General features: G+C 43.3%; 17 protein-coding genes. 4 read left to right on the forward strand and 13 right to left on the reverse strand.

Going from position 1 to position 22432, the window contains the following annotated elements; genetic code table 11:
* Window positions 1-233 precede the first annotated feature (233 nt).
* The 10 genes from DWW81_RS00495 to DWW81_RS00540 form a co-directional block, all read right to left on the reverse strand.
* Window positions 234-1283 (reverse strand): carbohydrate ABC transporter permease, encoded by a 1050-nt coding sequence (locus DWW81_RS00495; protein ID WP_117856911.1) that lies wholly within the window; start codon window positions 1281-1283, stop codon window positions 234-236.
* A gap of 12 nt (window positions 1284-1295) precedes the next feature.
* Window positions 1296-2378: a sugar ABC transporter permease gene (locus DWW81_RS00500; protein ID WP_242989550.1), complete on the reverse strand. Its 1083-nt coding sequence runs from the start codon at window positions 2376-2378 to the stop codon at window positions 1296-1298.
* Window positions 2378-4855: a DUF5696 domain-containing protein gene (locus DWW81_RS00505; RefSeq protein WP_117896614.1), complete on the reverse strand. Its 2478-nt coding sequence runs from the start codon at window positions 4853-4855 to the stop codon at window positions 2378-2380. The genes DWW81_RS00500 and DWW81_RS00505 overlap by 1 nt, the downstream gene beginning before the upstream one ends.
* Window positions 4856-4881: 26 nt before the next feature.
* Window positions 4882-5511 carry a Yip1 family protein gene (locus tag DWW81_RS00510; RefSeq protein WP_117896615.1) on the reverse strand — a complete coding sequence of 210 codons (630 nt, stop codon included), beginning with the start codon at window positions 5509-5511 and terminating at the stop codon, window positions 4882-4884.
* 1 nt (window position 5512) lies between these two features.
* On the reverse strand, window positions 5513-7123 hold the full coding sequence (locus DWW81_RS00515) for a tetratricopeptide repeat protein (protein WP_147338943.1): 1611 nt from the start codon (window positions 7121-7123) through the stop codon (window positions 5513-5515).
* A 41-nt stretch (window positions 7124-7164) separates the two neighbouring features.
* A complete protein-coding gene (locus DWW81_RS00520; protein ID WP_022287236.1) occupies window positions 7165-8067 on the reverse strand; it encodes a carbohydrate ABC transporter permease in 903 nt (300 codons plus the stop codon).
* An 18-nt stretch (window positions 8068-8085) separates the two neighbouring features.
* A complete protein-coding gene (locus DWW81_RS00525) occupies window positions 8086-9024 on the reverse strand; it encodes a sugar ABC transporter permease (RefSeq protein WP_022287235.1) in 939 nt (312 codons plus the stop codon).
* A 17-nt stretch (window positions 9025-9041) separates the two neighbouring features.
* Window positions 9042-12008 (reverse strand): extracellular solute-binding protein, encoded by a 2967-nt coding sequence (locus DWW81_RS00530; protein ID WP_242989551.1) that lies wholly within the window; start codon window positions 12006-12008, stop codon window positions 9042-9044.
* A 131-nt stretch (window positions 12009-12139) separates the two neighbouring features.
* Window positions 12140-13087 carry an ATP-binding cassette domain-containing protein gene (locus DWW81_RS00535; protein WP_022287233.1) on the reverse strand — a complete coding sequence of 316 codons (948 nt, stop codon included), beginning with the start codon at window positions 13085-13087 and terminating at the stop codon, window positions 12140-12142.
* Window positions 13080-13778, reverse strand: a complete 699-nt coding sequence (locus DWW81_RS00540; protein WP_347562314.1) for an ABC transporter ATP-binding protein — start codon at window positions 13776-13778, stop codon at window positions 13080-13082. Before DWW81_RS00540 ends, DWW81_RS00535 begins: the two co-directional genes overlap by 8 nt.
* Window positions 13779-14567: 789 nt before the next feature.
* On the opposite strand from DWW81_RS00540, the gene DWW81_RS00545 reads away from it, so the two are divergent.
* The 4 genes from DWW81_RS00545 to DWW81_RS00560 all read left to right on the forward strand — a co-directional run bounded on the left by DWW81_RS00545 (window position 14568) and on the right by DWW81_RS00560 (window position 18690).
* The gene (locus tag DWW81_RS00545; RefSeq protein ID WP_117896618.1) at window positions 14568-16031 is read left to right on the forward strand and encodes a trypsin-like peptidase domain-containing protein; all 1464 of its coding nucleotides are present in this window, start codon (window positions 14568-14570) and stop codon (window positions 16029-16031) included.
* Window positions 16032-16250: 219 nt separating this feature from the next.
* Window positions 16251-16619: an MmcQ/YjbR family DNA-binding protein gene (locus DWW81_RS00550; RefSeq protein ID WP_117896619.1), complete on the forward strand. Its 369-nt coding sequence runs from the start codon at window positions 16251-16253 to the stop codon at window positions 16617-16619.
* Between the two features lies 1 nt (window position 16620).
* A complete protein-coding gene (locus tag DWW81_RS00555; protein ID WP_022287229.1) occupies window positions 16621-17838 on the forward strand; it encodes a pyridoxal phosphate-dependent aminotransferase in 1218 nt (405 codons plus the stop codon).
* An 81-nt stretch (window positions 17839-17919) separates the two neighbouring features.
* Entirely contained in the window at window positions 17920-18690 is a 771-nt protein-coding gene (locus DWW81_RS00560) for a hypothetical protein (protein ID WP_117896620.1), read from the forward strand.
* Window positions 18691-18815: 125 nt separating this feature from the next.
* Here DWW81_RS00560 and DWW81_RS00565 read toward each other — a convergent pair whose 3' ends face one another.
* The 3 genes from DWW81_RS00565 to DWW81_RS00575 form a co-directional block, all read right to left on the reverse strand.
* On the reverse strand, window positions 18816-20138 hold the full coding sequence (locus DWW81_RS00565; RefSeq protein ID WP_117896621.1) for an ABC transporter permease: 1323 nt from the start codon (window positions 20136-20138) through the stop codon (window positions 18816-18818).
* Window positions 20125-20865 carry an ABC transporter ATP-binding protein gene (locus tag DWW81_RS00570; protein ID WP_022287226.1) on the reverse strand — a complete coding sequence of 247 codons (741 nt, stop codon included), beginning with the start codon at window positions 20863-20865 and terminating at the stop codon, window positions 20125-20127. Before DWW81_RS00570 ends, DWW81_RS00565 begins: the two co-directional genes overlap by 14 nt.
* A gap of 642 nt (window positions 20866-21507) precedes the next feature.
* On the reverse strand, window positions 21508-22119 hold the full coding sequence (locus tag DWW81_RS00575; RefSeq protein ID WP_242995593.1) for a DDE-type integrase/transposase/recombinase: 612 nt from the start codon (window positions 22117-22119) through the stop codon (window positions 21508-21510).
* Window positions 22120-22432 lie beyond the last annotated feature (313 nt).

Genomic DNA, 22432 nt, shown 5'->3' on the forward strand with positions numbered 1-22432 from the left:
ATAAACAACTTACCATGGGCAATAATACCCAAAGTAATTATATCAAAAAAAAGATGTTTTTTCTATACACGATTGTACTAAATTAACCTGACATTTCAAAGCAATATGCACAATTGCGTTGCTTTATATATGTACAAATTTAATAAGTCTTAAATATATGAACATAAAAAGGGGCTTCACGCAAAAAAAGTCCCGCACCGAAGTGCAGGACTTTTGATAAGCATATTTGCAAATTAGTTTGCAAGACCGGATCTTTCAACACCCTCGATAAAGTATCTCTGAAGGAATACATACATGATAAGGATAGGTGTGATAGAAAGCAGACAACCTGCTTCAAGCCATACGATTATCTGTCTTACAGATACCGCCTGACCGTCGAAGAGCTGCTGAGTCAGGTTTGTATTCAGGTTCTTCAGCATAAGAGCAACAGTGTCGTTCTGTGTGAAGAATGATGATGATACATAGTAGTCGTTCCAATACCAAACGATAGAGAACAGGAATACTGTCAGGAACGATGACTTTGCGTTAGGACACATGATAACAAGGAATGTTTTCAGTGGGCTGCAGCCGTCGAGGTATGCAGCATCTTCAAGCTCCTTAGGAAGTCCTCTGAAGAACTGACGGAAGATGAAGATAAACAGACCTGCACGGAGTCCGTTTGCAAACAATGCAGGAAGATACATTGTCCAACCGCTGTTGATAAGCGATGTTGATTTGCCAAGTGTGAATACCTTAGCGAGCCACTCTGGCTTGAAGTAAGCATACTGGAGGTAAAGTGGGATAGTTGTGATCTGTGGAGGTACGATGATCATAAGAACAACGATACCGAACAGGATTCCCTTACCTTTGAACTTAAATCTAGCGAAGCCGTAGCCTGTGATAGAGCAGGTGATAACCTGAAGGACAGAGGCCACGAGGTTAAGGATAACTGTGTTTACAACAGTATCTTCAAACTTCATTACTCCCCAAACGTCCTTGATGTTATCGAGTGTGAAGCTCTTAGGGATCCAAACTACTGATGGGTCGTTCATCTGCTCATTTGGTCTGAACGCAGTTGAAAGCATGAATATCAGTGGATAGAGGATTACGAAGCACAGACCAAACAGGATAAGGAACCTGAAGAACGGCCAAACCATTCCGATCGCTCTTCTTCTTCTGTTATAGCTGATCTGCTCAGGGGTGAGATATTTCTCAAGACCCTCCTCTTTCATCTTCTTATAACGGGCTTTAATAGCAGCCTTTCGTTCTTTTTCGAACTCTTTTTCTTCTTTTTTAGTTGCCACTTAAATCCCCCCTTATTCTACTTCATAGTAAACGAACTTATTAACAAGTGCTACGACAAGTGCAAGGAATACCGCTACTATAAGGAAGTATGCCCAAGCCATTGCCGCTGAGTAGCCATGCTCCCAGTTGCTTGCCTTGTTAAGAACGATCGTCATAACTTCGTTCTGTGGATCGACGAATGAGTCAACGATTGTATAAACCACGCTTGAAAGTATCATTGGGCTGATATAAGGAATTGTGACTTTCCAGAAGAACTCCCATGAAGTTGCACCCTCGATCTGGGCTGCTTCCTTAGCTGAGAGCGGGATACCCTGAAGTGCTGAAAGCACCAGAAGTATCTGGATACCTGAGTTCCATACAAGGTTCAGGATGTCGGTGGTCAGCGAGTTTATCATCATAGTGAGCTTATCACTGATGTTGTAGATACCGAGGAAGTTCAGCAACTGGTCAACGAGGTCAGCCTCGAACATTGAGCTGAACTGCTCAGATCCGCCTGCGTATCCGCCTGTGCTCATGTTACCGTTGATGATGTCGATAACAGGACCTGTAGCGATGATAACAGGGAGGAAGAATACTGATCTTGCGAATGTTCTTCCCTTGAATTTCTGATTAAGGATAACTGCGATAAAGATAGAGAATATGAGGATAAGAGGAGTTCTCAAAACCGTATTCTCGATCATTGCTACCAGAGCCTTGGAATAATCCTGATCCTTACGGAAAGCGTTTACATAGTTTTTCCAACCGATAAAGGACATTTTCATTCCGCCCTGAGTTACCTCAGTTTTGTTGAATGAGTAAATGAGAGATTCTATAAGAGGCAGGATAAAGAAGTAGATAGTACCCAGCGCCCAGATCGCTATAAATCCGTAGCCGTAAAGTCCTTTTCTTTTTTCATAAGAAAGTCTGTGCTTCTTTTCCTTCATCACAGGTGCAGGAGCGACTGCCTCAGCGGCAGGCTCTTCTGCGATTATCTCCTCTGTTGAAATTTCTTCTATAACAGCCTCAGCGTCATTTCCCTTTTCGACTGTATCTTCAAGATCCTCAGCCTTAACAGCCTCGATCTCTTCAGGAGTGTTTTTGATCTCTTCGCTCATTATTCTGTCAAACCTCCTTCTATACAATCTGCAAGGTCATAGACCTCTGTGCCTACGGTAGCTGTTGCGTTCTTCTTATCAACACTGATAACAACGTCTGAAGCTCCGTCCTTTGAATAAGTTGTGGTAAGAACGTTCTTGTCATCGCTCAGCTCATACTTTGTGATCGTATAATCTGAAACGCCTGAAAGTATGCTGCTTACCTTTTTGTACTGATTAGCTGCAAGATCTGTCCAGCCTGCATAGTTTGAATAATACAGGTCGTCATATTCTGTATCCTGAAGCGTATCAGCGTCAGCGTATGTCATATCATAGTGTATCTGTGAGCCTGAAGCCAGTGAAAGCAGGAATGTTTCATCTGAATTTGAGCTCTTATTGATAGGTGTTGAAGCGTAGTCAACATATCCGTGAATGACCATCTGATAGAATGGGATATCGAAATCTGTTACGTTAAATCCACTGGAGTAAACAGGAACGTTTGAAACATTTGTTACATATGGGAGAACGTAAGAGTTCGCACCGTCTGCGAATACTGTACTGATCTTCTCGCTCGCACTCTTATAGCCGTCAACGATAGTATTCATAGTCTTGCTTCTGCTTGAAGGCTCCTTCTTTGAATAGTCAGAAACAAGCTTTGTTGAATAATCACCGAAGCCGATAGAAGTGAGCTTTTCATCAGTATAGCTCTCGAGCATTTCTGTGAACACATTCGAGTACTTGTTTGGTGTGAGCAGAGCAGGTGAAACTCCCTTTTCTGCAACACCGAAGGCTGGGCTGTATGATGACTGTCTTGAATAAGCATTTGAAACTCTGATAGCTGTGCTTGTAAGAGTCATATATCCCCATGAACCACTGTCCATCTTGAAGTTGTTCATTGAAGGAACGATCTTCATATTATCGTCCTTTGAGATAAGCTTATCAAATGCGCTTGAACCGCCAAGCTTGCCGGACGGAGATACCTCTGTGGATATCTTGTTCTTGATAGAGTCATTTGTCCAGTCGTTATAGTTGACAGTTATGTTGTCAACTCCGCCGTCCTTGAGGATATCAAGTATGTCGGAAGCCTGATCGAAGCCAGTGATCTCTGTTTTAAGATTGAATGGGATACCAAGAATAGAAGTATCCTTCATAACGCCGCCATAAAGGTCAACGTAAAGATCGCTCTTATTTGCCTGAGCCTTAGCTGTAAGACCCCTATTATTGATAAGGTAGTTTCTGTAGACCTCAGCGCAGTCAGCGTAGTTAAGATCCTCGCCGTTGTCTGAATCAACAGGATAATAACGAACTCCAAATCTCTCGGTCTTTATTCCGTTCTTCTCAAACACTGTGATCTTGTTTGAGTTATCACCGCTCATGAAAAATGAGTCTGAGCTTCTTGTTTCAAACTCGAAGTAACAAGTGTTGTAAGCCTGCTTTTCCTGTCCGCATACCTGAGCGTGAGCATAAACGTTTGACTCACCGTCAGAAGCAACGCAAACAAGTCCAGATGAACCGCTTACTGTTGCAAGGACCGGCATATAAGCCTGCTGAGTGGTTCTTGGAGCTGTTATTGGAACGGCTGTATAATCTCTGCCGAATACCTGCTGATTATAGTCAGCGTACTCGGTCTTGCCGTTATTGTAGTTTATTACAGCACCGCTTCCGTCAGGAACTATCATATAGCCTGTCGCAGTTGAATCAGCAGCGCCGAAGTTAGGGCAGAACTCGATCTTTGTAAGCACCTTTCCGTCTACCTGAGAAGTGTTTTTCTCCTCGATCTCATCTGAATCGCAGTAAACATAGAGGTTATCGTCCTCAAGAACATAGTGTATCTTGAGCTTCACACCATCAGAAACGTAGTTATATGTAGCAACAACGCCGTCTGAATTTTTCTCCCATTTTACTTTTGCCTTGTTGGAGTAAACCGGAGCAGGAGACTCTGTTCTCTTTTCCTGTCTAAGGTCACCGACTCTGATAGCGGCACTTGCAGCGATCTGCTTTCTCTGGGCATTTTTCATTGCTGTGCCCTTAACTGTGTCGATAATTGTCTGGTCAGCCTGAACATTTATAGGCGAAGTCCACCAATACTTACCTGAAGCTTTTACATAAAGACAAAGTCTTTCGTTTTCTTCGTCAAGATAAAGAGCTATCTTGTCGTTCTCTGTTATCTTTTCGCACATTGCAAGAGCTTCTTCGTCAGTTATAGGCTGAACCTCGTCGTCCTTGCTTGCTGTAGTAGTTGTTTTCTCATCGGCTGCTGAGTCTTCAGCAGCTTCATCGCTGCTTTCATCGGCAGTAGCTGCTGCGTCGGAAGCGTCAGCTGAGCTTGTATCATCAGCCGCTGAATCGACACTGCTGTCAGTATCCTTTACTGCGGCGCTTGAATCAGCCTGGCTTGAACCCTCGTCAGTGGAAGAAACCACCATTGACCCCAGAGGCATCAGCATTGTAAGGCAGATAGCAAAGACAACTGCTTTCTTGTAACTTTTGTTATGCATTTATTATTTACACCACCGTTTCTGTTTTAGCCTCTGATCCTGTACATGATCTCAGTATAAACTGAGTAACCGAATACATATACCTGCTGGAACAATGAAAGGAGAAGTATCGCAAGGAACAATATAAGAAGCATTGCGAAGATCGTACCAATAATTGAAGCAAGTGTTTTTCCGAATGAATACTGGTGAACGGCTCTCATTGCCTGCACCATAAGGATAACAGACCAGCCGATGCCAAGATACTGGATAGCTGTGATCCAGATCGACTCGTCCTGTACCAGAACGTTTGAGAAGATCACTGCGATAAATGTGCAAACGATGTAAGGAACGAGAGAATATGCAGAATAGATGCAGATCTTTTTAAGTGTACCTTCACCGTCGAGAAGTGTGCATATTGCCCAGTTGCCGAGTACCCAAGTGAAGAAGTAAACTACAGACTGAACGATAAGCGGAACAACGTTGAATACTTTAACGTAGCTGTCATTGAACTGGAAGCCTGTAAGCTGTCTGTCAACGACCATTGCAATAAAGAGGAAGAGAACTATTATCATAGAGATCTTTATAGAACCCTGCTTTTTCCACCTAAGGTCTTCAAAGCCCTCAACAGGGTGGAAAACGCAATGCTTGAGCCAACCTACCGGAGTAAATTCATACATATCAGTTTCCCTCCTTCTTTTTGCGCTTGATGAGCTTTATGCCCTTTTTCTTGAGAACTGCTTTTACGATGAGCAGAGCGATCAAAACGATAATAACTACCATTATCACTGTGAAGTTATCTCTGAGCCATTCTTCTCTTGCATATTTGAATGCCTTATCGTAGTCGTCCTGATCGTAAGCTGTCTTGAAGTAATCCAGAGCCTTTGTATACTCGCCGTCGTTAAGGCAAGCCTTACCAAGTCCGACATAAGCCATTGCATAGCCGCCGTCTCTCTTTATAACTTCTTCCCAGTCAGCTCTTGCGTCTGAGTATCTACCCTCGTCATAGAGGAGAACTGCTCTGTGAACGACATTACCGAAAGTTGTTTCAGTATAAACTGTGATATCGTTCTTTGTTCCGTCAAGGATATAGACCTCGTTGCCTCTTGCCTCGATAGCGTTTGGTCCAAGGAAGCTTCCTGCTTGATCGGATGTGGAGTTCTTTGTACCAAAGATGCAAAGAAGATTACAGAGCTTATCATACTGGAACACTCTGCCGTTCTCATAGTCAAGAACATTTATTGTTCCGTTGTCAGAAACGCAGATATCTGTAAGTCTGCACTTATAAGTTTTGTTTGTTGTTGAATCGTACTCTGAAGCAACGTCACCGAATGAATACTCATCACCGACTGCATTGTCCCAGATGTTATAACCTGCTGGGTTAAGCTTTTTAACAGCGTCGGTCGTAGTATTTGCAGCCTCAGTAACAGTGTAGATAAATCCGTCTGCGTCGATATCGAAGTTTGCATACTCAACCGGAACGTTTCTTGTCATTGCTGAGATCTGCTCGTTTGAAGCGATCTTTCTCCACAGCTTCTGAGCAATAACAGCGGCAGTTACCTCAACACGGTTAGCACCGTAGAAGCCCTGGAACTCACCGTCCTTATTGAACTGAACAGAACCTGTGTTTACTGACTTACAAACAACGTAGATGTTCTCTGCTTTATCTGCAAGTATCTTTGAAGGGTTGAATGTTTCGGAATCATAAAGCTTTGTGTCAGGCTTTGTGTATTCCTGCACCAGAGTCATTTCTGTGCCTGACTCAACAGTGCATTTAACAGCCCTTGAATTGTCTGTATCTGCGATGTAAACATAAAGCTTATCATCAAAGATACTCTTTTTGACATAAATGCCGTTAGGATTAAGGAAGGTCGATCTTCCGTCCTCGCCTACAGATATTTCTGTAGAGCCTGTGAATCCGGTATAACAGCCTGTTACCTTAAGATCAGTATCAAGACGGAGTATTCTGTTGTTGCCTGAATCGCACACCCAGAACGTATCGTTGTCCTGATCGTAAAAGAGGTCTTTTGCATCTGAGAGCTTTGCAGGAGCGTCATCGCTTATATAAAGCGGGTCGCTCGGATTTGAAAGCCTGTCAAGACCCATATCTGCACCTGTTACAGTCTTTTCTACACGGTAGGCACTCTGCGATGGGATCGCATCGTCCCAATAGTCGTAGTTATAGGCTGTATAAGGCTCATCTGCGAAAGCAGTCACGGTCATGGTCAGCGCCAGACCTGCTGCAAGTGCCGCAGAGATCATTCGTTTTAGAGAGATTTTATTTCTCGACACTACTTATCACCTTTTTTCCTTTTCTATAATCTAAGTTCAAATTAATCCTTCATACCTGAGTTAGCCATTGTTTCCATGACGTTGCCCTGAGCTACAAGGAATACGATCAGTGGTGGTATCAGAAGTACAACTGCTGCGGCAAAGGTAACGCCCTGACGAGCAAGACCTGCTGCTGTGATCTGCTGTACAACTGTAGGTAGTGTTTTGAGCTGCTCGGAGTAGATAAGTGCTCCGCCCTGAATGTTCCATGCTCCCTGGAAAGCGAAGATGATAAGTGTCATCAAAGCTGGCTTTGAGTTTGGAACGACGATCTGCCAACAGATCCTGAACAGACCTGCGCCGTCCACCTTAGCCGCTTCCACCATGGAGTCGTGGATGGTTGTCATGCTCTGACGCATGAGGTAAAGACCCATTGATGTTGAAATGCTTGGGAGGATCAATGCCCAGTATGTATCGATCATATGGAGCTTAGCCATTACGAGGAACTGCATGATCCATGTTGCATTTGAGGAGAACAGGAGGGCAATAACGATGATCTGGTTAATGACCTTGTTTCCCGGGAATTTACACTTTGCAAGAACGAATGCTGCGCAGCAGCAAACGAAAAGGTTGCAGATACAAATTACTATTGTAATAAAGAAGCTGTTGAAGATATATCTTGACAGCGGTACCTGCCATGAGCTTGCGGCTACCTTGAACATATCTGAGAAGTTGTTGGTAGTCGGATTCAGTACATAAAGCTTTGGAGGGAACACGAACAGCTCCTCAACAGGCTTCATAGACTGGATAACTGAGTAATACAGCGGGAACACCATGAATGCACCAAGGAGACAGAGGAATACGAAAATAACTATATCTCCGCCAAGAGAACCATTGACTCTCGCCTTTTTCTCTTTGACCTTCAGCTTTTCAATAGACTGCTGCTTTTTTCTTTTTCTAGCCATTTTATATACTCCCCTCCTTTAGTCAAGATACTTGCCTAAGAGCCAGTTGATACCCTTATTGGCAAGGAGCATTGCAGCGAACAATACGAAACATATTGCTGACGCATAACCCATTTCGTAACGAATGTTACCATAGTCTGTTGCGTGGTTCATGATCGTGTGAGCTGCATAGTCTGTTGAAGGCAGACCTACGAGGTTCTGACCAACAACGCCGACTGTGAATGATGCTGAGATCTGGATAACGGCAGCGAACAGAAGCTGTGGTCCCATTGAAGGGATAGTGATGTAGAAAAGCTCCTGCCATCTGTTCTTGATACCCTCGATAGCACCTGCTTCGTACATTGACTTATCAATGTTCTGGAAGCCTGCACGGATAGCAAGGAAGCCTGCACCCATTGACATCCAAAGCTGAACGATGATAACAACTGTAAGGATATAGTTTGTATCTGTGAGCCACTGTGCAGGTTCGTTCAGGATACCCAGATCGATAAGCACAGCGTTCAGGTAACCGTAGGAGTCACCTGACAGGATAAGCTGCCAGGTAACATATACGGAAGTTGTCATAGAAGGTGCATAGAACACGAATGTGAAGAAGGTTTTGAGGAATGCGTTCATCTCGTTTATCAGCCAAGCGATGATAAAGCTGAGGATATAAGAGAACGGTCCTGTGAATATCGCAAAGATAAGAGTGTTTCTTACTGCGATAAGGAATACGTCGTCGTTAAGGAACAGCGTATAGAAGTTTGAAAGTCCTACGAACTTAGGAGTTTCGATCATGTTAAAGTTTGTAAAGCCCATTGGCAGCGACATTACGACAGGCACTACCGTGAAGATAATGAACAAAGACATGAAAGGCAGGAGCATTGCATAGCAAGCCTTGTTGGTTTTCATCATGTGCCATGTGTACTTCCACTTGCCCTGTTTTATCATAGGCGCTTCAGGATTGGTTTTGGCCATTAGTTACTCCCCTTTCATTAATTGTCGTACAGACCAAGATCTTCAAGCTTACGAGTGATCTCGTCGTTGATATCCTTATTGTACCAGAACAGTGTATCACGAGCGTTGTCGTAGTCATTAACTACAGCTCTGAATGCGTTCATAACGTTTCTTGTTACACCGTAAGATGCAGGAATGATCGGGATCTCTACCTGTGAATTAAGCTGGTCAAGAAGAAGATTTACTTCTGAAGTTGTCCAAGACAACTGCTGAAGAGCTTCTTCGTTAGCTGTTGCATATCTACCCATTGTACCAAGGATAGACTCGATGTTGTTACCGTACTTGACCTGAGCGTCAGTTGAGGTGAACCACTTGATGAAGTCCCAAGCGCCCTCCTGATCTGCTGCCTTTGTGAAGATAATTGCACCTGAACCATTGGAGTTTGCTGCGTGGTTGATAGTTCCGTCTTCCTGAACAGTACCAGGAACCGGCTGGAATCCCCAACAGCCCTTAATTTCAGGAGCGGCTACAGAAAGCTGGTTATAGAATGTGTAGTTCTGGATAACTACCGGCATATCACCTGTTCTGAAACGTGTGAATGCGTCATATGTCTGCTGGAAGCTGTATGTTGTATAGAACTTTGTCCAAGTATCGAAAGCGTTTACAGCCTCCTGAGTATCGAATGTTGTCTTTGTCTGCTCATCGTTGTAGTAGTTAAGACCCTGCTGAAGAAGGAGCATAGCGAATGTGTTACCAGGCTCTGTGATAGCAGATACCTGAGTTGTTCCGCCTGTGCTTGTCATTACAGGGAGGATAAGACCAACTTCAAGGTAGTTTCTCTGAAGTGTTGGCAGACAGTTAAGAAGTCCGTCCCAGGTGTTAAGATCTGTTGCTGGGTCGATATCGTACTCGCTGAGGATATCAGAACGATAGAACAGCATTGGGAAGGTCTGGTCACATGGAAGACCGTATGTACCGCCGTTGTACTGATAAAGAACAGTAGCGTCGTCTGCAAAACGTGTCTTTACCTCGTCAAAGTCGCTGAATGTGGTGAGATCTGTAAGAACGCCACGGGCTGCAAGCTGGATAGGGAAGTCACCGCCCATGAAGAGAGCGAGGTCAGGACCCTTGCCTGCAAATGTAGCCTCGACGATACCACCCTGAACGAGCTTAAGATTGATCTTTGTTTTAGCTGTTGGATTGTATTCACTTGAAATGAGCTGCTGGAGAGCCTCAGCGTTATCACGGCCGAGCATTACCCAGCACTCCATAGCGCTTTCGTCCTCATCGGACAGTGCGTTATAGTCCTCGAAGAAAGAACCGATAAAGCCCTTGAAGCCGAAGCCAAGTGAGCCAAAGAATGACTTGTCACATGAAGTGAAATCCTGATCGGAAGTAGCTACCTCGATCATATCGACTTCAAGAGGCTGCTCACGATACTGGTTTACGAAAGAAGAAACCGATGTGATGTTATCCTTGATCTGTGACATCATCTCAGGGATAAGGTCAGGCTTCTTTATACACTTATCAAGAACGATAGCCATTTTCTCAAGAGTTTCGGCCTCAGTTCCGCCTGAACCTGAAAGCTTCTCGATCTCAGCCTTCTTATCTCTCAATGTCTTAGCATATTCCTTGAAATCAGGAACGATAGAAGGGATGGCTGTGTCGATCATGTAGTTGTTGTATTCATCAGGATCAGGACCTGTGATCTGTCTGATCTGTCTGTAGTAGCTGTTTATGTTATAAACAAGCTCGTCCAGATTGCCCATGATCTCACCGATCTCACCAGGAACTGCTTCCAGAGAGATAGTGTTTGTGCCTGCCTGGAGGTAGAAATAAAGATCGTCGCCATTTTCAGACTTTGGCGTTGTGATGCTCCAGTCTGTATCGTAGTAGAACTTTATCTGATTAGCTTCAAGGCAAGGTACTTCGCCATTGACATAAAGACGTCTGTTGGAGTACATACCTCTCATCTGATCCTGTCTGCCTCTTATACCTATCTTATAGTAGCCAGCCTTGTCAACATTGAACTCCCATGTTACTGTCTGAGTTGACTGCGTCCAGCTTCCTGAACCAATAGTATTATATCTTGTTTTAGTAGGGCTTGAGCCGTTTGCGCTAGATGTGAGATAAGAGCTCTTATCTGATGTAGGATAAAGAGTTCTTGATGACTTGTAGGCAGCAGTTTCACCCTCAAGAGTGATCTTCTGTCCCTGAGCCTGTGTCAGATCGCTGTCTGATGGTGCTGTGTAGGCAGCAGGTGCTTCATACTGATAGAAAGTAAAGCTCTTGACAGCAAACTCAGCCTTTTCAGATTCAAATGTTATCGTATGTTCGCCTGCCTCCATATAGAACTCCAGCGGCTCGTTAAAAAGTCCGTCGATGTCCTCCAGAGGAGTTTCCTGCCAGCATGGAGTCGATATCTGTCCAGGACGGATATCGTTCTGTCTTGAATCCTGTTTGATCTCAGATTCGTTGATCCATCTCTTGCTCAGCGTGATTCTTGACGCTGTTGCATATGGGCTTTCGCCGTCGATAAGCAACGAAAACTCAACGTCGTTTGTGTTGCTTTCAAGTGCCTCATATATCATCTTGATATTGTAGACGCCTGTTTCAGGAATGTTCACCGTCCAGGAAACTGAACCCTCCTGATTTGCCCACTGCATAACGTCGTTCTCTCCATCTACTGTAGTTACAGTGATCTGAGCGTCTGTTACTGAAGCAGGATCGTAATCCTTTCCCAAGACCTCGACTGTCTGGTCAGGTCTTGCAGCGTCGGCATACTTCTTTACATAGTTAGTATAAGAAGTCTGACGGATCGAATCGGTACCCGTCGTGGCAGCGGAGCTTCCGTCGCCTGTTGCAGAATCATCAGCAGTTGCCTGCGTGCCTAGAGTGCTGTCGTCCGCCGCTTCACTGTCTGCAAATGCTGGAACTGATGCGCTTGCACACAGAGCAAGTGCCAATGCGGAAGCAATAACACGCCTAAACATTGTGTCTTTCACTATGAATCCACCTTTCTAAATTAATTGCTTTTGGTTTTGCGAGAATCAAGCCTACTTAATTACATTCTAATATAAATAGTATAGAACCTCTTCATTATGTGATCCCCCACGGGAAATAAAGAAAATAAAACTTACGTCCCCCCCGATCTGAACAGCACGAGCTTTTCGCCGTTCTCATCAAGTTCGACCTTGACCTTATCGCCGCCTTTTATCTCAAGAGCGTCCATAAAGTCCTTCGGGAGCTGCAGCCGTCCAGATCTGTCGAGGACGATAAGCTCTTCATGAGCCGTTTCCTCGCTGTTCTCAACCAGCACGATATCTCCCATTTCATTAAGCTCCTCCACATAAGAACGCTTTCTTACGATCTCAGAGCTTGTTCTTCCGTCTCTGATAGCCACCACTCTGTCGATATGGTCGGCAAGCTTAAGGTCATGGGTAACGATCACTATAGTGATCTTCTCATCTTTATTAAGCTCCTTGAATATATCAAGTATCATATTGGAAGTCTTTGTATCTACCGAGCCTGTAGGTTCATCAGCCAACAGTAATCTCGGATCGTTTGCCAATGCAATAGCTATTGCAACTCTTTGCTGTTCGCCTCCCGACATCTGGTCGAGCCTGCTGTTTTTTCTTTTCAGCAGTCCCACTCTGTCAAGCAGCTCCAGTGCTTTCTGCCGTCTTTTATGCTCGCCGTTGAGCAGCATAGGAAGCTCAACATTCTGCACAGCCGTAAGATACGGCACAAGATTTCTTGCATTATTCTGCCACACAAAGCCTACGGTGTTCCTTTTATACTCCATATAATCCTTATCAGTAAACTTCAGAAGATCCTTACCGTCCACATAAAGGTTTCCCGCCGAAGGCTTATCAAGTCCTCCAAGCATATTGAGCAGCGTCGATTTACCACTTCCTGAGTTTCCGACGATTGCCATAAGCTCTCCACGCTCCACATCCAGGTCAAGTCCTTGGAGCGCCACCACCTCAACATCAGAAGTTTTGTAGATCTTCACCAGATTTTCACACCGTATCATATATTTATCATTGTCGGCAGCTACAATAGTATCAAGTTCATCACTCAACTATCTCACCGTCCTCTAATGTATAGACCTTATCGGCTATATCTATCATGCTGGGGTCGTGAGTGGTCATTATGATAGTCATCTCATCTCTCGCCACCAGCTCTTTGAAAAGCTTTACAACGTGGAGCGCAGTTGCCGTATCAAGCTCGGCAGTAGGCTCGTCCGCAAAAATTATGTCAGGCTTATGTGCGATAGCTCTTGCTATAGCAACTCGCTGCTGTTCACCACCGGACATTTCCCCCGGTCGGTGGAACATTCGCTTTTCAAGTCCCACGCTTCGCAGACATTCCCTTGTGCGCTTATCCCTTTCTTCATATGGATATTTCGCAAGTCTTAGACCAAAGTCAACGTTTTCATAAGCGGTCATTCCCGACATGAGTGCCACAGATTGGAACACGAACGCCATTTTATACCGCCGTATATCATCTCTGGCTCTTTCAGAAAGCCTTGTAATATCCCGTCCGCCAAACATGACCTTGCCCTTTGTTGGCTTGTCAAGCGCTCCAAGAATATTGATAAGAGTAGTCTTACCGCTTCCTGAACGTCCTCTAAGGATCGTCAGCTTGCCCTTTTCTATTTCAATGTTGATATTTTTCAGCGCATTCACAACGCTTCCGTCGCCGATCTTAAAGTCACGGCACAGATCTTCGGTTGAAAGTATAGTGTCCATACCGCATGGCTCCTTTATCACATCAAACAGAATCTTCGCCCTAATCTCATCCACTGTATTGGTCATTTTGACCTATGTAATATACTCAAACAAAGGTTAAAATATTTGTGCATTATTCACATATCGTGTCAGAAGCACACAACGACCACAACATATTGTATTTCTTGTACAATATGTTCAAATTTCGGGCAATAAATCATGCAAATCAGCCCATAATTTTATGTAAAATGCCAAAATGGGTTTACTTAGCTAATCTTAATTATATCAATTTCTCTGTATTTTGTCAAGGATGTTAAACGTTTAAGATAACATAAAAACGAGGCTTGCGGAGGATTTAGTCACCTTAAACAAACTATAAAATCATTTTTTGTGCATTTCGCAATAAATCTTGTCAAAAAAGGTTGAAAACTCTGTAACCGTCAAGATTTTAGCTTTCAATTAATAAAAATTTTACATTTTGAAGAATAAAATCCGAAAAATTTCTACTGATATGCACAAAAAACATTTGATATATTTATTTAAAATATGCAAAAGCAAAACTGTTCTTAACATTATGTAAAAGGAGGCAAAAAAAACTATACAAAAAGGCATTTGTGCAATTTGAACCTATAAAAAAAGCCAAATGTGAAAGAAATAAGCCTGCAATATGACGCAATATTCCCGTAAAAAACATTAAACATTGTCCTATTTATCATACAGTTTTCACATAAACAAGTATAATATTAGATAACGAAACAAGAAAGCCCCACAAGGGGCGGTTAAAATTGATTACCACGGCTCACGCCGCTGACATACCAGGAGGTTTTCATCATGAATGAATACAGAAACAACAACTTCAATGATAACAATAATAGCAATTTTGAGAATAGCTATACACAGCAAAACGGATATAATCAATATCAGGCTCAGGCAGGCAGCGTGAATGAGTTCACATACAATCCTAATAAGAAAAAGTCAAAGGGCAAGAAGGTGCTTTCAGGCATTATTGCAGTGCTTTGCGTTGCAGCTATCGGAACTACTTCCATTGTAGGCTACAATCTTGTTACAGGAAAGAACGCTGTAGGCTCTTCAAACAGCGGCACCGTTGTTTCAAAGGACGACAGCTCATCAAACAGTGCAAAAAGCACTGTTGACCGTTCAAATCTGCCAACTATCCAGCAGCTCTCAACTCCGTCCGACGCACTGACTATCCCTGAGATAGTAAAGAAGGTCTCACCTTCGGTTGTAGGCATCTCTTGTATCCTTTCAAAAGGCACTGCAACAGGTTCAGGTATTGTAATGAGCGAGGACGGCTACATCGTAACCAACGCACACGTTGTTGATGGTGCACAGTCTATTTCAGTTGTGCTTCCTGACAGCTACAACGATACTTCAAGCAAATCAGATGACAGCAAATCAAGCTCTGACAGCAGTTCTGATGACGATGAGGACAACCTCACATACACAGCTACACTTGTAGGCAAAGACACTCAGACTGATATTGCAGTTTTGAAGATAGACGCAAAGGGACTTACAGCCGCTGAGTTCGGCACATCTGCAGATCTTCAGGTAGGTGAAGCTTCTATCGTAATAGGCAACCCACTTGGCTTCTCACTTGCAAACTCTGTAACAGCAGGTATTATCTCCGCAACAGACAGAACGCTCACTGTTGAGGACAGGACAATGAATCTTATCCAGACAGACGCTTCTATCAACAGCGGTAACTCAGGCGGACCACTCATCAACGCATATGGTCAGGTAATAGGCATCACCTCTGCAAAGGTATCATCATCTGTGGGCGAAGGACTTGGTTTCGCTATCCCTATCGACGAGGCGCTCCCTATCGTTGAGGATCTTATGAAGAACGGTTACGTTACAGGCAGACCTAGCCTTGGAATTTCAGGCACAGACATCACAAGCGCATATTCATCATACTATGGTATCCCACAGGGCTTCCTTGTAAAGAGCGTTACTGAGGGAAGCGGCTCTGAAAAGGCTGGTATTCAGGAAAATGATATCGTTATAGGCATAAACGGAACTGTTATATCAAACATCAGCGAGCTGAATGAGATAAAGAACAAGTGCAAAGTCGGTGACACTGTTCAGCTTACTATATACAGAAACAAGAAAATGATAAATGTTGACGTTGTTCTCGGCGAGTCCACAGAGGACACTTCTGAGTCAAATGACAACGACCAGAACAACAATAACAATAATAATAACAATAACAACGACGGCTACAACGGCTACTATGGAAACGGTCTTGGCGGATACGACTACGGCTATGGTTTCTAAATAACAAAGCTTTCTTCATATTTTTCATATTCTTTTACTTCAGGGAAAGAGCTGTTCCGAGAGATCGGGACAGCTTTTTTCTTGACTTTCTTCTTGACAGAGGGTCAAAGCAGTGTTATTATAATAAGGTATACTATTAAGGCAACACCGCACAAAGCCCGCCTGACGGTATTGCCTTAAACGAGTACACTTCTTTATTTTGCAAAGGTCGGTGATTTTATGACAAAAGAAGAATATCTTGACTTTTGCGGCTCCATTGCAGGTGCAACATATGACCAGCCTTTCAACGAGGACTTTCAGACCACTGCACTGCGCCACTGGGACACGAAAAAGTGGTTCGGTCTTTTGATGCTCCACAATGACAGGTGGATAGTAAACTTAAAGCTAAAACCCGAAGAAGTGCTGTTTTACAGGGATATCTACAAGGGCGTGACGGAAGCTTATCACATGAACAAGGTCCACTGGATAACATTGTATCTCGACAGCGACGTGTCAACAGAGGAGATAGAAGATCTTACCCTCAGAAGCTTTGAGCTTACAAAGAGTAAAGATAAAAAGAAAACCAAAAAGCGAAAGGAAGCTTTATAAAATGAGAACTTTTTCAAAATCAAGCAAGCTTGATAACGTGTGTTATGATATAAGAGGTCCTGTTATGGACGAAGCAAATGAAATGATAGCAAAGGGAGAGAAGATATTCAAACTCAATATCGGAAACCCTGCTCCGTTCGCATTCAATGCCCCTGACGAGATAATACAGGCAATGACAGACAATCTGAGAAACGCTCAGGGCTATTCCGACTCAAAGGGCATAACAGAAGCAAGACAGGCTATTTATGATTATGCACACTTCAAGGGCATACCTGTTGAGAGCCTTAACGATATATACACCGGAAACGGCGTTTCCGAGCTTATCACAATGGTAATGCAGGGCCTTCTCAACAACGGCGACGAGGTTCTTGTTCCTGCACCTGACTATCCGCTGTGGACAGCTTCCGTTACTCTTGCAGGCGGTACTGCCGTTCACTATATTTGTGATGAAAGCTCCGAATGGTATCCTGACCTTGAGGACATGGAAAAGAAGATAACAGACAAGACAAAGGCTATCGTTATCATCAACCCTAACAACCCGACAGGTGCGGTATATCCCAAAGAGATACTTGAAAAGATAGCAGACATGGCAAGACGTCATGAGCTTATCATATTCTCAGACGAGATTTATGACAGACTTCTTATGGACGGCGTTGAGCATACTTCTATCGCTTCACTTTGCCCTGACGTTTTCTGCATCACTCTTAACGGACTTTCAAAGTCACACCGTATCGCAGGCTTCCGTGTAGGCTGGATGACCCTTAGCGGTGATAAGAGCAGAGTAAAAGGCTACATAGAGGGTCTTAATATGCTTTCAAGCATGAGGCTTTGTTCAAATGTACCGAGCCAGTATATAATCAAATATGCTCTTGGTGATTACACAAAAACTGACGATCTGCTCCTGCCGGGAGGACGTATCTACGATCAGAGAGAGTATATCTACAACGCACTTAACAGCATTGACGGTCTGTCGGCTGTAAAGCCTAAGGCGGCATTCTATATCTTCCCTAAGATAGACGCAAAGCGTTTCAACATCACAAATGACGAGCAGTTTGTGCTTGATTTTCTCCGTGAGAAGAAGATACTTCTTGTTCATGGCGGCGGCTTCCACTGGGAACAGCCTGACCATTTCAGGATAGTTTATCTTCCTAAGCTTGAGGATCTTGAATACTCCATGAATGAAATGAGAGATTTCCTCAAAGACTACAAGCAGAAGTAAAACTGTAGAGCGGACAGTGTTCGCCCAATATGCTTTTATGCTCATACCATACATCTACAAACACAGACACGAGGTACAAAAATGTCAAAACTTTGCAAATCATGTGGAAACTATTATGAGGGAGATCACTGCGACAAGTGCGGCTATGGCGACCCAAACTTAAAGACCCACGCCGCCGACAAATACAAAAAGCCCACAAAGCCTGAACGTTTCAGGACGGAGAAAGAAAAAGAGCTTTACGCCGAGTGGGAAAAGGAGAAAAAAGAGGACACTGAGATAAAGCGTCACTATGATCCCAACGCAGGCAAAAAGACCCTTGCCATTGTGGCGGTAGTTGTTATAGGCGTTATCGTGGCTGTGCTATACAAAAGCGGAGTTATTTTCAGCTCCACAAAGACAGATGTAATAGAAAAATACTTCAAGTCCATACAGACAAGCGATTTCGACTCATTCGTGGAGTGCTTTCCGAAAGAGATGAAGAACGAATACGAACAGCAGCGAACCGAAGGCGGATATGGCAAAGAGCAGGTCATGAAAGAAGTCCTTTACGGTGATTTCATTGAAAGCTATGGTTCTGATTACACTATCGACGTATCTTTCGGCAGAGAAACAAAGCTTAAAGAATCTGAATATGACCTGAGCGAATACAAGAGCTTTTACGGCTCTGCACCGAATGTTTCAGAGGCATACGAGATAGTAACGAACGTGACATTCAAGGGCTCAAAAGGCAGCGAGGACGCTAAGCTTTACATCTATGTTGGAAAATGCAGCGGAAAGTGGTGCATTTTCAACATCACTCAGGATAACGGCATCGTTGACGAGGACACGGGGCTTAAAACTTCAGAAAAATAGATTTAACACATAAAAAACCGCCACGGAGCATTTCAAAATTCCGTGACGGTTTTATCTTTCGCCAGAGCCTATTACAAAGCAGCGGGCGACCTCAGGTCGCCCCTACAGATAAGATTGCTGTGTGATTATTTTCTATTAAAGTTAAACGACTTTCTTGTTCTCTGCTTTCCGCCGATAGACATTGTGAATATCTTATCGCTCATGAAAATTTTCAGTGCGATAGTCATGCACACTGCAAGAAGTATGAGCTGATAGATGAGTCCACCTGTGTAGAGGCTGTAGTTGCCGAACATTACGTTTTCGCTTGCCATAAATGTATGAGTGAACGGTATAGCATAAACGATATACTTTATAACAGGTGAAAGTGTTCTGATATCGACTACCATTGCAAGAAGATATGGTATCATTGCGGAGAATGTTATAGGCAGCAGCATTGTCTGAGCAGATTTTGCGTCCTTTGCAAGTGCACCGAGCACCATTGAAAGGGACAATGCAATAAGAATGGAAACAAACATCTGTATTCCCACCAGCACATACTGTCCGACGCTCATTGTAAGACCAAGTTTCTCCATTGCGGATTCATATGCTGAGGTGTCGCCCATGCCGTCGGTAAGTCCGCCTGTCATTTTGCTCATGCCGAACATATAAACGATAGCCTGCAAAGCCGCAACAACGCCTGCAGCAAGCATTTTTGAAGTAAGGACGGACAGTCTTGAAACAGGTGCGGAAAGAAGCGTTTCAAGGGTCTTGTCTATTTTCTCCGTAGAGATCGCGCTGAGTATCATCTGAGCCGAGAACATTATAAGAACGAACATTATTATAGGCACTACCATGCTCTGTGCCGAGCAAAGCGACATCACTACAGAACTGCTCACTTTATCTGCCTTGTCGCCAACAACGGTTGTTTCAGAAAGCAGTACAGGGTCTTCAAGCTGATTCATTTCGTCCTCTGTCATTGCGCCGCTTGAAAGCTTATCCTGATAGATAGTTGATTTTACTGCCTGCTGTATAACTGCAAGGGCAGTGTCTGAGCCTGTGTTTATATTTGACATGGTCGCAAGAGAGGTCATTCTCTGAACATATCCAACGTCTGCCTTTTTATGCTGTTTTACCTGCTCTGTAAAGCCTTTTGGTATTATCACAACGCTGTCCTGATCGAGCCTTTTAAGCTCTGCGGCATAGTCGTCAGACTTTATATCCACAACTGTTATCTTGCCGTCACCAGCCTTTGCAGTAGCTTTCAGAGAGTTTAAAACGTTTTCTGTGAACTCTGTTTTGTCAAGGTCGCAGATAGTAAGGTCGGAGGCCTTTTCGGAACTGTCGCTTATTGCCCCTGACATTGCCTGACCCGCCATAACAAGCACCACTACTGTGACTATCATTGTTATAATAGTTTGCAGGCTGAGCATTTCCTTTAATTCCTTGCGGAAAAGACTATAAAACTTCACGGTCAAGCACCACCCTTTCAAAGACTTCTTCAAGGTTCTGAGCGCCATATTTTTCAATAAGCTCCGCAGGCTTGCCGACTTCCAGCAACTCGCCCTTTGCAATTATACCCACTCTGTCTGAAACATACTCTATTTCAAGCATATTGTGGGAAGAAAGCAGAAAGCTCATGCCCTCAGAAGCAAGCTTTCTTATCATTCTTCTTATTTCAAGGGCGTTTATAATATCAAGTCCCGAAGTCGGCTCGTCAAGGATAGCCAATGCAGGGAGCGGCATTATCGCCCTTGCAAGGAGAAGCTTTCTTGCCATACCACGGGAATAATTTGATATTTTATCATTAAGCCTGTCACCAAGCTCGCATATCTCACAGCCACGCTTCACAAACTCGTAAGCCTGTTCTCCGTTGTCGGCATAGATAGAAGCCATAAACTCCAGATATTCTCTGCCTGTCATGGTCTTATACGCACCAGCCTCGTCAGGGAGGTATGTAATGCTTTTTCTTACCATATCAGGTTCAGTGAGAATACTATGACCTGCCACGATAGCGTCGCCCTCTGTTGCCTGCAAAAGTGTTGATATCATTCTTATTGTTGTTGTCTTTCCTGCACCGTTTGGACCTATCAGCGCAAATATCTCGCCCTTTCCAACGTCAAAAGTGACGTTATGGGAGGCGTAAATGCCTTTTTTGTACTGCTTTGAAAGCCCTTTGACCTGTAAAACGGTTTCCATCGTTTTCCCATTCCTTTCTTTGTCTGTATCATTGTATTTTTTGTGAATAAATCAAGTATAGCACACCACGTTCCAACTGTCAATTGACATTTGTCATGCACCGCTATGTAAATATGATTTACTAATAGTATACACTGTCTATGGCACGATGTCAATAGCGGTTTTCACCAAAACAGGCATGGTTTTTATTATTTATGCGTTAGAATATAAAATTCACTTACTTTGTGAGATAAAGTAAACCACGTTACACAATGATTACAAATCAAATAATATTCTGTACATTTTCAACTTTTTCAAGTACGTTTTTTTGGATATCACAATGTAATGATTTGATTACATTTTGGTTACAGACAAGGGTAAAAAAACGGACGATTGTTGAAAACTTTATAATTTTCAACACCAAATTGCTGTTATAGCATGAGTTTTAAACATTTTCAACATAGTTTTCAACATTTTCAAAAGTTTTCAACTGTAGTTTTCAACTGTCCAAAAAAGCTCTTGTTACCGTTTTTTAATCATTTGTAATTTATTCATTTTTCGTACTTCTATAGTAAATAGGGAGGATTTATTACATTTTCACCAATGAACGAATTTAAAATTTGTGAAGTATTTGAGCTTTAAAATTGGCTTTTTGTAGGTTTGTCAATCATATTGGACACTATTATTAAGAAATTCGATAGGCGAAAACCATTTGAGGGGACGCATAGGACGGTTGTTTGTTCGACTTAAACGTGCAGCTAGCTGCACGTTTAAGTCGTCGCAGGAATAAAACCTATGGCACGAATAGAATTTGTTGTGATCTTCTCGGTGACTGCGCTCTACTTTGCCATTGTGCCTAGGCGTATATGGACGAATGAGTTTATGTTCAATGCCAAGTTGTGAGAGTGTATTCTCAAACAGCGTTTTCTTGTCTCTTTTGCTTGGCGAAAAGCGGTTAGTAAATTCAAATCCATTGTCGGTCTGAATACATTTCACCGTTATTCCTCTGCGTTTGTACCATTTCACCAGCCTTTTTACAAAGTCTGCTGAAGAATAGGTGCTTTGCTCCTCATATCCGTATAAAAATCTTATCCTGGTATACTCATCGATCGCCGTGTATTGGTACAGCTTCATCTCTGGGTCAGCTATACACTTTCTCGGAACTACCTTTACGTCCACCTGAACACGTTCTCCGGGGTATGTCATCTGCTCGTATGGCTTTGGTTTATACGTCGCTTTCTTCGGCTTTTTCGGAAGCATTCCTAGTTTTTTCATAACCCTGTAAAGACTTTCAAGACAGCGTGTATACCCTTGTTTCCTGAGACGATGCCATAGTTCGGGAAGCTCAAGTGTCGGGTTCCGTTTGTGATACCTTTTGATAAGATCTATTTCTTCCTTGGTATGCTCATTGGGATGATGATGCGGTCGGCGTGATTTAACTGCAAGGGACTCCACACTTCCGTCCCAGCGTTTCAGCCAGAAATATATATATGAACGTGATTTATTGTATTTTCTGCTCGCTCGGCTCACTCCATATTTCTTTGCGTAATTCATTAAGGATTGACGAAACTTCATATCTTGTGTTATA

This window comes from Ruminococcus sp. AF17-1AC (genome assembly GCF_003461385.1).
GTDB lineage: Bacteria > Bacillota > Clostridia > Oscillospirales > Ruminococcaceae > Hominimerdicola > Hominimerdicola aceti.

Excerpts from the sequence above, each read along its gene's own strand:
- DWW81_RS00500 (WP_242989550.1), bottom strand. The coding sequence starts at position 2,378 with ATGAGCGAAGAGATCAAAAACACTCCTGAAGAGATCGAGGCTGTTAAG.
- DWW81_RS00505 (WP_117896614.1), bottom strand. The coding sequence starts at position 4,855 with ATGCATAACAAAAGTTACAAGAAAGCAGTTGTCTTTGCTATCTGCCTT.
- DWW81_RS00510 (WP_117896615.1), bottom strand. The coding sequence starts at position 5,511 with ATGTATGAATTTACTCCGGTAGGTTGGCTCAAGCATTGCGTTTTCCAC.
- DWW81_RS00520 (WP_022287236.1), bottom strand. The coding sequence starts at position 8,067 with ATGGCTAGAAAAAGAAAAAAGCAGCAGTCTATTGAAAAGCTGAAGGTC.
- DWW81_RS00525 (WP_022287235.1), bottom strand. The coding sequence starts at position 9,024 with ATGGCCAAAACCAATCCTGAAGCGCCTATGATAAAACAGGGCAAGTGG.
- DWW81_RS00545 (WP_117896618.1), top strand. The coding sequence starts at position 14,568 with ATGAATGAATACAGAAACAACAACTTCAATGATAACAATAATAGCAAT.
- DWW81_RS00550 (WP_117896619.1), top strand. The coding sequence starts at position 16,251 with ATGACAAAAGAAGAATATCTTGACTTTTGCGGCTCCATTGCAGGTGCA.
- DWW81_RS00555 (WP_022287229.1), top strand. The coding sequence starts at position 16,621 with ATGAGAACTTTTTCAAAATCAAGCAAGCTTGATAACGTGTGTTATGAT.
- DWW81_RS00560 (WP_117896620.1), top strand. The coding sequence starts at position 17,920 with ATGTCAAAACTTTGCAAATCATGTGGAAACTATTATGAGGGAGATCAC.
- DWW81_RS00570 (WP_022287226.1), bottom strand. The coding sequence starts at position 20,865 with ATGGAAACCGTTTTACAGGTCAAAGGGCTTTCAAAGCAGTACAAAAAA.
- DWW81_RS00575 (WP_242995593.1), bottom strand. The coding sequence starts at position 22,119 with ATGAAAAAACTAGGAATGCTTCCGAAAAAGCCGAAGAAAGCGACGTAT.